Below are 14,212 nucleotides of genomic sequence, written 5' to 3' on the forward strand. Positions count from 1 at the left end.
CACCACCGGAAAGCCCCCGGCCGTCGCTACGGCCGGGGGCTTTCTGCGTCACGGGGTCGTTTCAGGAGGAGAAGAGCATCCGCCCGAAGCCCTTCTGGCGGTGGTGGCCGTGGTGACCGCCGTGGCCGCCGTGCTGCGGGGCGCCCCAGGCGGGGGCGGGGGCAGCCGGATAGGCCTGCGGGGCGGGCGGAGCCGGCGGAGCCTGCTGCGTCCACTGCGACTCGAGGCGGGTCAGCGCCTCCAGTTCCCCGTAGTCGAGGAAGATCCCCCGGCAGCCGCTGCACTGCTCGATCTGGACGCCGTTGCGGTTGTACGTGTGCATCGCTGCATGGCACTTGGGACACTGCATGTCGGCTCAACTCCTCGCCGTCGGGTCGGCATCGCCGGATGCATGCCCGGCGACACTGGGCTCACCCTACGATGACGCCTCGAACTCCAACTCGGGCGGGAGTGACGCGATTCGGGCACAGGCGTCGATCACCAGCTCTTCCACCTCGTCCAGTGCTCGGTGCTCCGCGGCCGACTTGGCCAGGGCGAGGGCGGCCGTCTGTACGGTCAAGGCGCGGGCGGGAACGTCCAGTTCGGGCCAGGGGTCGTCGGCGTCGGGGCGCACGGCGGGCCCGCCTGCCGCACGGTACGCGCCGAGGAAGCGCAGCCAGATCTCCGGGGCGAGCAGGCCGGCCGCGTACCAGGCCGCCGGGCGGGCCAGGTCCCACGCCGGGTTGCCGAGGCCCATGTCGTCGACGTCGATCAGCAGCCAGGGGCCGTCGGGGGCCGGGTGCCGGACGAGCTGGCCGAGATGGAGGTCTCCGTGGCACAGCACGCCCGGCGCGCGCGGTGCGGGGGCCTCGTCGCGGGCCCAGGCCGGGAGCCGCTGCCAGGCCGCGATTACGGGGGCGGCGGCTGCCGGGCCGGCGCCGCCGCCGGCTGCCGTCATACGCCGGACCGCGCCGGCGGCCTTCGCCGGGCCGCGCATCTGCGGGAGCGGGCCGGGCAGTTCGCCCGTGGGCACGGCGTGCAGCCGGGCGAGCAGCCGGGCCGCGTCCTCCCAGGGGGCGGCGTCCGGGTGCTCGGGGTCGACGGGTGTGCCGTGCGGCCAGGCGGTCACCGGACGGCCGTGCAGTACGGCGGACAGGGCGCCCTCGCGGGCGAGGACGGGCAGCGGGGGCAGCAGGATCCCCTCGAGCCGGGGGTCGGCGGCGACGCGGATCCGTATGTCGAGGGCCGCCCGGTCCGTGTCCGGGGCGTGGGCCTTGACCACGACTCCCCCGCTGTGGACGACGGTGCCGTCGGGGCGGTCGGCGAGCAGGGCGTGCGGCTCCTTCGTACGGCGCGGGGCCGGTACGGAGGCGGCGAGCGCGGCGAGTTCCTCGGCGAGCGGTACGCGCACGGTCCCCCCTGCGGTGGTGCGGTCCGGGCTGCGGTGCGCCGCCCCGGGGATCGTACGCGGCGCGCGTACGTCGCCGGGGCCCGGCCGGTGCCGGCGCCGCCGGCGGTGCGCCCGCCCGGGGGGAGCGAGAGGTCCACCGCTGCCCGCGGCTACCGCCCACAGGCAGCGCGCCCGTGGGCTCCGGCGGGCACCTGCCCACCCGGCCGCCCGTTCGGAGATCGCGAGAAGCTCACCATCCCCCGTGGGCGGCTACCCGCCGTCGGCGCCCGCGGCCCCGTGCGGCGTACGCGCGCCCCTCGGGGCGCCTGCCCCGTGAGCGGCCGCGGCCCGCTGTGCGATACGCCCGACCCTCGGGTGCCTGCCCACGCCACCCCCGTTCGGAGGCGAGCCGGTCGACGGCTCCCGTCGGCGGCTGGCGCCTCGCGGGTGGGCCCATGGCGGGCAGGTCACCGTGTCCGTGGGTGGGGCTGCCGGGGCCACTGCGGCCGCGTTCGGGAAGGGCCGGGAGCCGGGTGTTGTAGAGCGGCTGATGCCGGCGCGGAAAAGGGTTTGCCCGCGCAGCTCCCCAGCTGCGCGGGCAAACCCTTTTCCTGCCGTCCGCCGCACCCCCGTCCCCACGGGGCTGATGGGCCGGATGTCCCCGGCCCGGGCCGCTCTCCCGGGCCCGGGGCGCCGCTCAGCGCCCCAGCATCACGCCCACGGACGACGCCTGTGTGACCACCGCTTCCCAGCCGCCGAAGACGACTACGAGCAGGGTCGCCAGGGGAAGGACCATCGCCGCCGCCACCAGGGGGTGGCGAGTGCCGGACGGGCGGCCGCCGAACGCGGCGTATGCCTTACGTCCCTGCGTGCGGATCATGCTCCGCGATGCCGTGTCCGCCATGGTCCCTCTCCTGTCGTTTTGAGCGCGGCGGGCGTCTGACCTCGGGGGACGAGTGCTGCGCCCGCCGCTTGACTTCAACGTTAGGGGCGGGGCAAGGCCCGGGCGTCATGCCCTCGTACCGATTCCCGGGCCTCCCGGAGGATGACGGGCACCCCGGCGGCCTACTCCCCTGGGTGGAGACGCGGTCCTAGGACCTGGGGTCTTCCCGGAGGGGATGCTCCGAGGAGTCGTCCCTGGGCACCGGCTGCTCGACCAGAGCCAGCACCCGGTTCGCCATGAACCGCGCCGTGCGCACCGGCGTCCCGGTCCGGGTGACTTCGCTCACTTCCACGACTCCCCTGCGCACCGCCGTCTCCACCCGGCGCCCCGCCCGGCTTGCCACCACTTCGTATGTACGCGTCGTGTCTCCCGCGTCCACGACTATCTCCACACGATCGCCCTTCATTTCCCAATCCCCCTTCTGCGACGGACCTTTGAGATCTCGCACGGGTGAGGGGAGAGCCGGCCGCCGCTCCCCTGACCACCCCTCAAGTTTCCCACCCGGCACTGACAATCGGCCGAGTGACGAGGGCGCGGCCTCTCCGCACAGCGGGCCGATGGTCCGTAAGCTGTGCCACGTCAAACGGACCGGGCAGCGGGGATGGACATGGCGATGATGCGGCTCCGGCGCGAGGACCCGCGTGTCGTCGGCTCGTTCAGGCTTCACCGGCGGCTGGGCGCGGGCGGCATGGGCGTCGTCTACCTCGGTTCCGACCGGCGGGGCCAGCGGGTCGCGCTGAAGGTGATCCGGCCGGACCTGGCGGAGGATCAGGAATTCCGGTCGCGGTTCGCACGTGAGGTCTCGGCGGCCCGCCGGATCCGCGGCGGTTGTACGGCCCGGCTGGTGGCCGCCGATCTCGAGGCGGACCGGCCCTGGTTCGCGACCCAGTACGTCCCTGGCCCCTCGCTGCACGACAAGGTGGCCGACGAGGGACCGCTGCCGGCCGCCCAGGTGGCCTCGATCGGCGCCGCGCTCTCCGAGGGCCTGGTGGCCGTCCACGAGGCCGGGGTGGTGCACCGCGACCTGAAGCCCTCGAACATCCTGCTCTCGCCCAAGGGCCCCCGGATCATCGACTTCGGCATCGCCTGGGCGACGGGCGCCAGCACGCTGACGCACGTCGGTACGGCCGTGGGCTCGCCCGGGTTCCTCGCCCCCGAGCAGGTCCGCGGGGCCCTGGTGACCCCCGCGACGGACGTGTTCGCGCTGGGCGCCACCCTCGCGTACGCGGCGACCGCCGATTCGCCCTTCGGGCACGGCAGTTCCGAGGTCATGCTCTACCGGGTCGTGCACGAGGAGCCGCAGCTGTACGGCGTCCCCGACGCGCTGGCTCCACTCGTCCGCGCCTGCCTGGCCAAGGACCCCGAGGACCGGCCGACCACCCTGCAACTGTCCATGCGGCTCAAGGAGATCGCGGCCCGCGAAGCGCAGGGTCTGTCAGAGATCCGTCCGCCCGCGCAGCGGAGCGAGGCGGACCGGCCGACAGGGCGGCTCGCCGAGCACGCCGACCGGCCCACCCAGCAGCACACCGAGCGGCGCACAGCAGGGACCTCCGCGCCCCGCGCGCAGGGCCCGCGCGCCTCCTCGCCGCGCACCACCTCACCGCGCACCACCGGTTCACGCCCGGCGGCGCCGCGCAACCCCACCCGCCCCGGAGCACGTACGAACGGCCGGCCCCGCCCCCGTACGACCTCGACCGGCCGGCGGCCGGCGGGGCCGAACCGGCGCCTGCTGCGCCAGCGGCTGATCGTGTTCGTCGTGGTGACGCTGATCGTGGCGCTGGGGATCGCCGCGGCGCAGCAGCTCTGACCTGCAGTACCGCGTTCAGCCCTGCGGGCGGCCCGTCGCCACCGCGTAGAAGGCGACCGCCGCGGCCGCGCCCAGAAACTTTCCGGGGGAAGCGTGCGGTGATCTACGCACGCGTATCCCTTGATGCTGCAGGCGAGGGACGCTCGGTCGACCGGCAGCTTGAAGCCGGCCGACAGCTCTGTGAGCTACGAGGCTGGACGGTAGTAGAGGAGCGGATCGACAACTCGATCTCCGCCTCGACCGGCAAGGAGCGGCCGGCGTGGAAGTCCGTTCTGGCTATGGTCGAGGCCCGCGAGGTGGACCTGATCGTCGCCTGGCACATCGACCGCATGACGCGCTCGATGCTCGACCTGGAGGAGCTGATCCTCCTCGCGGTGGATGCCGGGGTCGGCGTCGCGACGGCTTCGGGTGACCTCGACCTGACTACCGACGTCGGTCGGATGGTGGCTCGCATCCTCGCGGCCGTCGCCCGCGCCGAGGTGGAACGGAAGGGGGCTCGTCAGAAGCTGGCGAACGTTGCCCGTGCCGCCGAGGGGGACGTGCACTTCGGTGGCGTCCGGCCCTTCGGGTATGAGAACGACCGCGTCACGATCATCCCGAAGGAGGCTGACGCCATCCGCAAGGCGGCGGTCGACGTGCTCGCCGGCAAGCCGCTGGCGCAGGTGGCACGCGAGTGGAGCGATGACGGGCTCGTATCCTCCCGGGCCGAGATCGGGTGGGAGAAGGGGAAGCGGAAGCCGAAGGCCGGCTGGTCTGCGCGCGGAGTGAAGAACGTCCTCGTGAATCCTCGATACGCAGGTATCCGCGTCTACAACGGCGACGAGGTGGGCACCGGAGTCTGGGACAAGATCCTTGAACTGGAGGACTACCTCGCGCTTGTTCAGTTGCTCGTCGACCCGGACCGCAAGAAGGGTGAGAATGCCGGGCGCAACGGGCGCAAGCCTCAGTCTCTAGTGACCGGCATTGGCCGGTGCCAGAAGTGCGGGGAGACGGTGCGGGCAGCGTCCAACCGGGGCGAGCTGACGTACTCGTGCCGGATGTCTCACGTCCACACCAATCGGGAGTACGTCGACACCCGCGTGCACGGCGAGATGATCGACCGACTGTCCCGGTCGGACGCCTTGGCCCTGCTGGCTCCCTCGGGCCACACCGAGGCCGACGAGGCGAAGGCGGACATCGAGAAGGCGCAGGCCAAGCTCAACCAGCTCGCCAAGCTCCTCGCCACTGACCTCATGACCGACGAGCAGTTCATCACGGCCACTGCGGCGACGCGAGAGAAGCTGAAGAAGGCCGAGGCGGTGCTGATCAAGGCTGGGACGGGTGCCCTGACGGTAGGGCTTGACCTGGGGACGCCGAAGGTCAAGAAGCAGTGGCTTGACCTGCCCCTGGAGCGTCAGCGGAAGCTCGTCGAGGCTCTGTTGGAGGTGACCCTGATTCCGCGCGGCCGGAAGCGTCGAGACCCGACGCCATTGGAGGAGCAGGTGATGATCGAGGACCGTAAGGTCGAGGTCGAAGCCGAATAGAACGCACGAAGGCCCCCATCTCCGAGTGGAGATGGAGGCCTTTCGTCATGCGGCGAGCGCGTGGCTCTTGCGGGTGGGCGCGAGGAGCATACGTATCAGGCGGGCTTGCTCTGCGGTGAGGGGTGGTGGCGGCGCGCCCTGCCGTCGACGCCTCGCGATCTCGATCGCCTCGTCGATGGTGAGGTTCACGGTGCTACTCGGCCATGCTCGTTGAGGACTCGACGGACGAGGACTGCGCGACCGGCGCCTGCCCGGTGCGGTGATCACGGCGAAGGCGCCCCCTGCTGCGTGTTGGGCGAATTCAAGGGGTCGTGGCAACACCGCTGGTCATGCGGCTGTTGTCAGTAGCTTAGCCAGGCGCTCGGCTGGGGTTTCCCAGCCGAGCGTCTTGCGTGGGCGGCCGTTGAGTTCGGCGGCGACGGCTTCAGGGTGCTCGCGGCTGTGCCGGGACAGGTCGGTGCCCTTGGGGAAGTACTGCCGTAGCAGTCCGTTCGTGTTCTCGTTCGAGCCCCGCTGCCAGGGGCTGGAGGGATCGCAGAAGTAGACCGGCATGCCCGTGGCCATGGAGAACTGGTGGTGCAGGCCCATTTCGGCGCCCTGGTCCCAGGTCAGGGAGCGTCGCAGGTGGCCGGGGAGGGTGCTGACGGTGTCGATCAGCGCGTCGCGGACGGTGATGGTGTCGCGGTTGCCGGGCAGATGGACCAGCATCACGTAGCGGGTGGTCCGCTCGACCAGGGTGCCGATCGCGGAGCCGTTGTTCTTGCCGATGATCAGGTCTCCCTCCCAGTGGCCGGGAACGGCCCGGTCCTCGGCCTCGGCCGGCCGGTCGCTGATCATCACCGCACGGCCCGCCTGATGGGCCGGGCCTCGTCCAGGGCAGGCCCGCCTACGGGTTGGGCATAGCCAGCGCCAGACCGAGCACCAAGCCACACGAGGCGCTGATCATGACGATGAGTAAGACCCCGGCGCACCTGCCGATGACGCGCACTACAGACCAGCCCGGGTGTTGTGGTTCCTCACGGCCAGGCGTGCGCTCAATTCCTCGCGGGCCATGGGAGGCACCACGTTCTCGGGGAGGGCGTCCCATTCGAGGCCGCCGTCCACCGGGCGCATCTGCACACGCCCGCCGATCGCGCCCATGATGATGCCGATCTTGCCCTTGGCTGTGTCCTTGGCAAGATCCCCGATTCCGGGCTTGGTCTGCTCGTTGCTCGCCATGACGAGGAAATTACGGGGAGTGAATACGGGCAGCCAGGCACGCTTCGTGGTAGTTCTCTGGCGCTCCGTCAGGAAGTGTTGTGCAGCGCGGTAGTTACCCTGCAACGCCCAGGTGAGCGGCCATCTCGCGCATGTCTTGGGTCAGCGTCCGCTTCCGGTGGCTGAGGATGTCCCCCATGATGTAGCGGGCCATCGCCTGATGCTTCAGCCACTCCGGGGAGGCGCGACGAATCGTGCTCAGCTCCTCCATCGTGTCCTGGTGAGACCCGAGCATCGCGTGAGCCCGCGCGACGTCGAGACGGTGACGATCCCAGTTGTTTGCGCTCGGCCGGCCGAACCGCTTCAACGCCTTTCGCCCCACGGGCCCCTCGTCGGCACGCCGAATCACCCCGCGAGCATCTCCGATCAGGGACAGGTCTTCGATCGCCTTCGCTTCGGCCGTCACCGGCCCGAACGTGGTCCAGTGCTCCCGGAAGTTGACGTGCTCGACGTCCAGCGCGCTCGCGGCGGTCGCCGTCATGCGCCGAGCCTCCCGAGCGACGTCCGGGCGGTTGTTCCGCATCGCGGCGGAGGCCACGCGCTGAAGGAGCTCACCCCAGAGGGCCAGTTCGCCCGGCTTGGCGCTGGAGATGCGCGGCTCGATCTCCTCGGCCGTCACAGTGGCCAGGTGCTCAGCCTCGTCGAAGCGGTCCTGCCGCAGGAGGAGCCAACCCATCCCGACGACGCCTGTAGCGGCGATGTGCTTCTCGCCGGCCTCCCGAGCGTCCCGGATGCCGAGCGACAGGGCGTGATAGGCCATGTCGTAACGCCGAACCTGCGTCAGGTACTTCCCGGCGAGCAGGAAGGCGCTCGCGCGCACCACGACGGCCTGCCGACGGGCCTGGTCCTCCTCGGCGAGGGTTACGGCGGCCTCGGCGCCCCGCAGGATGCCAGGGAGGCGCTTGGCCACGCTGTCGTAGCGGTCGGAGTGGTATAGGGAGTGGCTGTCGTCGATGTCCCGCTGAATGGCGGCCAGAGTGGGCGCCTGTTCGGCCTCGACGATGACTTCCCGCAGTCCGACCGGTGGCATGAGGGCCCGGCGTAGCTCGGAGAGCTTCGGGCCGTCACCTTCGCCGATGTGGACCGGCTCGGGTGCCTCGGTGGCGAACAGGCTCGATGTCGTGGTGCCGAGAGCGCGGGCGAGCATGTGAATGGTCTCGACCTGGGCGTTTCCGCCCTGCTCGATCTTGCGGACGACTCCCACAGACAGGCCGGCTTCTTCGGCGAGCCGTTCCTGGCTCATGCCGGTCCGGCGTCGGTGGTTGCGGACGTTCTCCTGGAGCGACGACATCGAATCACCTCACGTCCAGCGTACCGGCGTTGGCGAGCCGAAGAGTTCTATCCCATTACCCGTGCGAGCACACGAACGGCTCTCGATCTTCCGTTCAGGCGGGCCTCGGCCGGGTCGCGTAGAAGGCGACGGCGGAAGCCGCTGCCACATTGAGCGAGTCGATCCCGGCGGCCATCGGAATGCGCGCCCACTCATCCGCCGCTCGTAGAGCGTACGTGGACAGTCCATGGCCCTCGGACCCGAGCATGATGGCGCACTTCTCGAAGCGGTCGGGGTCGAGCTCGTCGAGTGGGGTCGCCTTCTCGTCCGGGGTCATCGCGAGGATGCTGTACCCCGCCTCCCGGACGGCGTCGAGCCCGGCCGGCCAGTCTTCGAGCCGGGCGTACGGGACGGTGAAGGTGGCACCCATCGACACCTTGATCGCTCGCCGGTAGAGGGGGTCTGCACAGTCCGGGGAGAGCAGGATGCCCTTGATCCCGAGGGCGGCGGCACTACGGAAGGCAGCCCCGAGATTGGCGTGATCGACGAACCCCTCGAAGATTGCGATACGCCGACCTGCGGAATCTTGTAGACCCAAAGCGAACGTCGTGCCGATGTCGGTGTGGTCGTTGACCGCCTCCATGACCACCACCCGGCGGGCCGTCCCGAGCAGTTCGTCCGCCGTCGGCAGCGGTTTGCGCTGCATCGAGGCGAGGGCGCCACGGTGCACGTGGTAGCCGGTGACCCGCTCGGCGAGGTCCGGGCTGACCGCGTACACGGGAGCCGGGACCTCGTCGATGACGTCGCGCATCACGTCGACCCACTTGGCCGAGAGCAGCATCGACCGCATCTCGTAACCGGCGTGCTTGGCCCGTCTGATGACCTTCTCGCCCTCGGCGATGAACAGGCCCTCCGCGGGCTCGCGCCTGCGCCGGAGCTCGACGTCGGTCAGGCCCGTGTAGTCGCGCAGGCGCGGGTCTTCGGGGTCCTCGATGGTGATGAGATCAGCCACAGGGTGATACTGCCTTGTCCTGGGTGTGGTGCCAACGGCCGGACGAGATGGGTTACTGGCGGTTACGCGGATGCGCCTTTGCGCGCTTGCGCCGTGCGCCTCGCGCGGTTAGGCCGTGGTGCGTGGTGCCGGGCCCGTGCCCCGGCCCACGGTCACGACTTCGCCGATGACGATGACCGCCGGCGGGCGGATCTCCTCGGCCCTGACCGTGTCGGCGACCGTGGCCAGGGTCGCGTCCACCCGGCGCTGGGCGGCGGTCGTGCCCTCCTGGATGACCGCGACGGGCGTCTCCGGCGACCGGCCGTGCGCGGTCAGTGCTGCGGCGATCGCGCCGATCCGCTCCACCGCCATCAGCAGGACGAGCGTGCCGCGGAGCTTGGCGAGCGCCGTCCAGTCGACCAGCGAGCGCGGGTCATCGGGCGCGACGTGACCGCTGACGACGGTGAACTCGTGGGCCACTCCCCGGTGGGTCACCGGGATTCCGGCCGCACCGGGGACGCTGATCGAGCTGGAGATGCCGGGCACCACCGTGCACGGAATGCCGGCCTCCGCGAGCGCCTCGGCCTCTTCCATGCCGCGGCCGAAGACGAACGGGTCGCCGCCCTTGAGGCGGACCACCGCCTTGCCCGCCTTCGCGTGCTCGATCAGCGCGTGATTGATGGCCTCCTGGGCCATGAATCGGCCGTACGGGATCTTCGCGGCGTCGATCACCTCGACGTGCGGGGGGAGTTCGTCGAGCAGGTCGCGCGGGCCGAGGCGGTCCGCGATGACAACGTCCGCCTCGGCGAGCAGGCGGCGGCCGCGCACGGTGATCAGGTCCGGATCGCCCGGCCCGCCGCCGACGAGGGCGACGCCAGGGGTCCGCGTGCGGTGGTGGGGCGCCGAGAGGGTGCCGTCGCGCAGGCCCTCGACGATCGCGTCCCGGACCGCGGCGGAGCGGCGCGGGTCGCGGCCGGTGAGCACGGCGACGGTCACGCCCTCGCTGCGGCCGGTCGCCGGGGTCCAGGCGGTGGCCGCCTCGGCGTCGTCGCTGCGTACGCACCAGGTGCGGTTGCGCTCGGCCTCGGCGGAGGCCCGCGCGTTCGCTTCCGGGTCACCCGTCGCCACCAGGGCGTACCAGGCGTCGGCGAGGTCGCCGTCCGCGTACGGGCGACGCTCCCAGCGGATCTCGCCGGCCTCGGCCATCGCCTCGACGGACGGGGTCGCCGACGGCGATACGAGGACGATGTCGGCGCCGGTCGCGATGAGTGCGGGGAGGCGGCGCTGGGCGACCTGGCCACCACCGATGACGACGACGCGCCGTCCGGACAGACGCAGTCCGACGGGGTAGGCGGGGTGCGGGTCGCCTGCGGCGGCGTTCGCGGTCATGACGTGCGGCTCCTCGTGCGGGGCTTGCGTGTGCGGGCCGCTGCGGCGGTGGAGCGGCGCTGATGAGGGCGGGCTTTCGGCCCCGCGCTCACCTTACGGGCCGGGGGGCGGGGGTTCACCGTCGGCGGTGCGGCGCGGTGCGTGGCCTGTGGGCCCCGGCCTCGGTGTTGACCGGCTTCGGTGCGGTGCGGTTCCAGCGCGGTGCCGGGCGCGGTTCCGGTGCGGTGCCGGTGCGGTGCGGTTCCGGTGCAGTGCCGGTGCGGTCCCGGTGCGGCGCGGATCCGGTGCGGTGCCGGTGCGGTCCCGGTGCGGTGCCGGTGCGGTCCCGGTGCGGCGCGGATCCGGTGCGGTGCCGGTGCGGTTCCGGTGCGGTGCCGGTGCCGGTGCCGGTGCGGTGCCGGTGCGGTTCCGGTCCGGTGCGGTGCCGGCTCGGTGCCGGGTGCTGGTGCGGGTGGGGGCGGGGCTCCGCCCGGGGGGGGGGGGGGGCCGGGGGCCGGGGCCTCCGGGAGCGCCATTCGGGACTGCATGATTTACGGCGCGTTCGGCGGGGTCGCTTCCGGCGGCCGGAGCCCCGCGCCACAAATCACGCTTCTACGTCCCGAACGTCACTCCCTCCGACCCCGACCCCCTCCGCGCGTCACTTCTCCGTCACGCCCGCCGAGTCGAACGTAGCCACCTCGTGCATCGCACGCGCCGCGCTCTGAACCACCGGGAGCGCAAGGAGCGCGCCAGTGCCTTCGCCGAGGCGCAGGTCGAGGTCGACCAGCGGGCGCAGGCCCAGCTTGTTGAGCGCCGCTACGTGGCCGGGTTCCGCGCTGCGGTGGCCGGCGATGCAGGCCGCCAGGGCTTCCGGGGCGATGGCGCGGGCGACCAGGGCAGCCGCGCCGGCGCTTACGCCGTCCAGGATGACGGGGGTGCGCAGGGAGGCGCCGCCGAGGAGGAGGCCGACGATTGCGGCGTGTTCGAGACCGCCTACGGCTGCGAGGACGCCGATCGGGTCGGCCGGGTCGGGCTGGTGGAGGTCGAGGGCTCGGCGTACGACATCGACCTTGCGGGCGTGCATCTCGTCGTTGATGCCGGTGCCGCGGCCGGTTACCTCGGCCGGGTCCATGTCGGTGTAGACGGAGATCAGGGCGGCCGACACGGTGGTGTTGGCGATACCCATCTCGCCTGTGAGCAGGGCTTTGTTGCCCGCGGCGATGAGGTCACGGGCCGTCTCGATGCCGACCTCGATCGCGGAGAGGACTTCTTCGCGGGTGAGTGCGGGACCGGTGGTGAAGTCGGCGGTGCCGGGGCGCACCTTGCGCGGGAGGAGACCAGGTGTGGCCGGCAGGTCGCCCGCGACGCCGACGTCGATGACGCAGACCTCGGCGCCGACCTGATTGGCGAAGGCGTTGCAGACCGCGCCGCCGCCGAGGAAGTTGGCGACCATCTGGGAGGTCACTTCCTGGGGCCAGGCGGTGACGCCCTGCGCGTGCACGCCGTGGTCGCCGGCGAAGATCGCGACGGCGGCGGGCTCGGGGATCGGCGGCGGGCACATCCGGGACAGGCCGCTGAGCTGTGCGGAGATGATCTCCAGCATGCCGAGCGCACCGGCCGGCTTGGTCATCCGCTTCTGGCGTTCCCAGGCTTCGCCGAGCGCCTTGGCGTCCAGTGGCCGGATGTTGGAGACGGTCTCCTGGAGGAGGTCGTGCGGCTCTTCGCCGGGCAGGGCGCGGCGGCCGTACGTCTCCTCGTGGACGACCCAGGCCAGCGGGCGGCGCTTGGACCAGCCGGCCTGCATGAGCTCGGGCTCCTCCGGGAACTCGTCGACGTACCCGACGCAGAGGTAGGCGACGACTTCGAGGTGCTCGGGGAGGCCGAGGGCGCGGACCATCTCGCGCTCGTCGAAGAAGCTGACCCAGCCGACGCCGAGGCCCTCGGCGCGGGCGGCGAGCCAGAGGTTTTCGACGGCGAGGGCGGAGGAGTACGGCGCCATCTGCGGCTGGGTGTGCCGGCCGAGGGTGTGGCGGCCGCCGCGGGTCGGGTCGGCGGTGACGACGATGTTGACCGGGGTGTCGAGGATGGCCTCGATCTTCAGTTCCTTGAACTGCTTGGCCCGGCCCTTGGGCAGCGACTTGGCGTACGCGTCGCGCTGGCGGGTGGCCAGTTCGTGCATCGACCGGCGCGTTTCCGCGGAGCGGATGACGACGAAGTCCCAGGGCTGCGAATGGCCGACGCTTGGTGCGGTGTGCGCGGCCTCGAGGACGCGCAGCAGTACCTCGTGCGGGATGGGGTCGGTACGGAAGCCGTTGCGGATGTCGCGTCGTTCGCGCATCACGCGCAGGACGGCTTCGCGCTCGGCGTCGTCGTAGCCAGGCGCCGGCCCGGAACGTGCTTCCTCGGGTGTGGGTACTGGTGTGGGTACGGGTACGACTTCCGGCGCGGGTGCGGGTGCGGGTGCGACGGTCGCGGCTTCGGGCTGCGGCTCGGGAGCGGGCGCGGGTGCGGGCGCGGGTGCGGGTGCGACTGTTGCGGCTTCTGGCTGCGGCTCGGGCTCGGCGACGGGCTCCGGTGCGGGTGCGACGGTTACGGCTTCCGGCACCGGCTCAGCGATGGGCGCGGGTGCCGGAACGACGCTTGTGGCCTCCGGCTCCGGCTCGGTTGCCACGGTTACGACTGCCGGCTCCGGCTCGGGTGCGACGATCGCGGCTTCCGGCTCAGGCTCCGGGGCGACTTGCGGCTCCGGCTCCGGTGCGGGGGTTACGGCTGCGAGCTCCGGCTCGGGGGCGTTCTGCGGGGGGAGGAACTCCGGCTCCTGCGTGACGGGCTCCGGTGCGGGGGCCGCCGTGGTTGCTTCCGCGGGCTCCGGCTGCGGGCGTGCCGGGTCGCCGTCGGTGGCGGTCGGCTGCTCGGGCGCCGGTACGGCCTCGGCGACGGGCTCCGGCTGGGACGGCGCCAGGTTGTGCGTGGACGGAAGCGAGCCCTCCGCCGGGACGAACTGGCCCATCGGCTGGGCCGGTTCCGGGACGACCGTTTCTGCGGGGGCGAGCGGGCTCCACGGGGCGACTGCCTGCGGCGGGATCTCGCCGAGCTGCGGGCCCGGCAGGGCGCCGGCGTCACCGCGTGGCACGTCGAGGTACTCGGGGCCCGTGGTGGGCGGGCCCGCGTGCCGTACGGCCGAGGCGGGGCCGCGGTCGGCGAGGGAGCGCACCACGCCGCCGCTGGCCTCCGGCACGGGCGGGCCCAGGTGCAACGGGCGCCGCGCGGGAGGCGGGGTTGCCACGGGCTGCGGGACACGTACGCCGCCGAGGTCGACGGAGCCGGAGTCGCGGCCGCCCGCCTCGTGGGCGTCGGGCTGCGCGACGGGCACGGGCTGCGGGTCGCTCCACGCGCCCTGCGCGCTCGGCATCAGCAGCAGGTCGTCGTCCTCCGCGGGGTCGAGGAAGGTGTACGCGCCTGGAGCGGGGATGCCCGGCTGGTCCACCATGCCCGCGTTCTCCGGCATTCCCTCGCCCGGAACCTGGCCGGTGTCAGTCATGCGTACCCCTCGCCCATCGGTTGTGCTCCTTCGACCAGCTCGCCCGGGCGCCCCGAACGCGGCACACCCGGCGCCCGTCATGAAGAACGAGCGTGTGCGCCGCGCGGCACGAACACCCGCCGACATGAGTCATTGTCGCGGCC

At 72.2% G+C, this 14,212-nt stretch carries 12 protein-coding genes and 1 pseudogene; 2 read left to right on the forward strand and 11 right to left on the reverse strand.

The features are described from left to right. Positions 1-61: 61 nt before the first annotated feature. The 4 genes from NLX86_RS02780 to NLX86_RS02795 all read right to left on the reverse strand — a co-directional run bounded on the left by NLX86_RS02780 (position 62) and on the right by NLX86_RS02795 (position 2,718). Positions 62-349, reverse strand: coding sequence for a zf-TFIIB domain-containing protein (locus tag NLX86_RS02780; RefSeq protein ID WP_254369931.1), 288 nt, complete (start codon positions 347-349; stop codon positions 62-64). Positions 350-415: 66 nt separating this feature from the next. Beyond that, on the reverse strand, positions 416-1,390 hold the full coding sequence (locus NLX86_RS02785) for an aminoglycoside phosphotransferase family protein (RefSeq protein ID WP_254369932.1): 975 nt from the start codon (positions 1,388-1,390) through the stop codon (positions 416-418). Positions 1,391-2,066: 676 nt separating this feature from the next. Continuing rightward, positions 2,067-2,273 carry a hypothetical protein gene (locus NLX86_RS02790; protein ID WP_254369933.1) on the reverse strand — a complete coding sequence of 69 codons (207 nt, stop codon included), beginning with the start codon at positions 2,271-2,273 and terminating at the stop codon, positions 2,067-2,069. 187 nt (positions 2,274-2,460) lie between these two features. Beyond that, on the reverse strand, positions 2,461-2,718 hold the full coding sequence (locus NLX86_RS02795) for a hypothetical protein (RefSeq protein ID WP_254369934.1): 258 nt from the start codon (positions 2,716-2,718) through the stop codon (positions 2,461-2,463). 201 nt (positions 2,719-2,919) lie between these two features. Here NLX86_RS02795 and NLX86_RS02800 point away from each other — a divergent pair, with 201 nt between their 5' ends. Continuing rightward, positions 2,920-4,119 carry a serine/threonine-protein kinase gene (locus NLX86_RS02800; RefSeq protein WP_254370084.1) on the forward strand — a complete coding sequence of 400 codons (1,200 nt, stop codon included), beginning with the start codon at positions 2,920-2,922 and terminating at the stop codon, positions 4,117-4,119. A 98-nt stretch (positions 4,120-4,217) separates the two neighbouring features. After that, complete coding sequence (locus NLX86_RS02805) at positions 4,218-5,642, forward strand: recombinase family protein (protein WP_254369935.1); 1,425 nt, start codon at positions 4,218-4,220, stop codon at positions 5,640-5,642. Positions 5,643-5,687: 45 nt separating this feature from the next. On the opposite strand, the gene NLX86_RS02810 is transcribed toward NLX86_RS02805, so the two are convergent. The 7 genes and pseudogenes from NLX86_RS02810 to cobT form a co-directional block, all read right to left on the reverse strand. Next, positions 5,688-5,831 (reverse strand): hypothetical protein, encoded by a 144-nt coding sequence (locus NLX86_RS02810; RefSeq protein ID WP_254369936.1) that lies wholly within the window; start codon positions 5,829-5,831, stop codon positions 5,688-5,690. A gap of 138 nt (positions 5,832-5,969) precedes the next feature. Further along, a pseudogene (locus tag NLX86_RS02815) lies at positions 5,970-6,485 on the reverse strand (IS30 family transposase); the annotation flags it as partial. 144 nt (positions 6,486-6,629) lie between these two features. Then, positions 6,630-6,860, reverse strand: a complete 231-nt coding sequence (locus tag NLX86_RS02820) for a hypothetical protein (protein ID WP_254369937.1) — start codon at positions 6,858-6,860, stop codon at positions 6,630-6,632. A 94-nt stretch (positions 6,861-6,954) separates the two neighbouring features. Beyond that, entirely contained in the window at positions 6,955-8,190 is a 1,236-nt protein-coding gene (locus NLX86_RS02825; RefSeq protein WP_254369938.1) for a helix-turn-helix domain-containing protein, read from the reverse strand. 94 nt (positions 8,191-8,284) lie between these two features. Beyond that, positions 8,285-9,181: an RNA methyltransferase gene (locus tag NLX86_RS02830; protein WP_254369939.1), complete on the reverse strand. Its 897-nt coding sequence runs from the start codon at positions 9,179-9,181 to the stop codon at positions 8,285-8,287. A 108-nt stretch (positions 9,182-9,289) separates the two neighbouring features. Continuing rightward, on the reverse strand, positions 9,290-10,549 hold the full coding sequence (cobA, locus tag NLX86_RS02835) for a uroporphyrinogen-III C-methyltransferase (RefSeq protein ID WP_254369940.1): 1,260 nt from the start codon (positions 10,547-10,549) through the stop codon (positions 9,290-9,292). 637 nt (positions 10,550-11,186) lie between these two features. Further along, on the reverse strand, positions 11,187-14,069 hold the full coding sequence (cobT, locus tag NLX86_RS02840) for a nicotinate-nucleotide--dimethylbenzimidazole phosphoribosyltransferase (protein ID WP_254369941.1): 2,883 nt from the start codon (positions 14,067-14,069) through the stop codon (positions 11,187-11,189). Positions 14,070-14,212: the final 143 nt, after the last annotated feature.

The sequence above is a fragment of the Streptomyces sp. A3M-1-3 genome, from assembly GCF_024213665.1.
Taxonomy (GTDB): Bacteria; Actinomycetota; Actinomycetes; order Streptomycetales; family Streptomycetaceae; genus Streptomyces.

Bases quoted from the DNA above. Each gene is read 5' to 3' on its own strand.
- NLX86_RS02780 (WP_254369931.1), bottom strand. From the start codon at position 349: ATGCAGTGTCCCAAGTGCCATGCAGCGATGCACACGTACAACCGCAAC.
- NLX86_RS02790 (WP_254369933.1), bottom strand. From the start codon at position 2,273: ATGGCGGACACGGCATCGCGGAGCATGATCCGCACGCAGGGACGTAAG.
- NLX86_RS02795 (WP_254369934.1), bottom strand. From the start codon at position 2,718: ATGAAGGGCGATCGTGTGGAGATAGTCGTGGACGCGGGAGACACGACG.
- NLX86_RS02800 (WP_254370084.1), top strand. From the start codon at position 2,920: ATGGCGATGATGCGGCTCCGGCGCGAGGACCCGCGTGTCGTCGGCTCG.
- NLX86_RS02820 (WP_254369937.1), bottom strand. From the start codon at position 6,860: ATGGCGAGCAACGAGCAGACCAAGCCCGGAATCGGGGATCTTGCCAAG.
- NLX86_RS02825 (WP_254369938.1), bottom strand. From the start codon at position 8,190: ATGTCGTCGCTCCAGGAGAACGTCCGCAACCACCGACGCCGGACCGGC.
- cobA (WP_254369940.1), bottom strand. From the start codon at position 10,549: ATGACCGCGAACGCCGCCGCAGGCGACCCGCACCCCGCCTACCCCGTC.
- cobT (WP_254369941.1), bottom strand. From the start codon at position 14,069: ATGACTGACACCGGCCAGGTTCCGGGCGAGGGAATGCCGGAGAACGCG.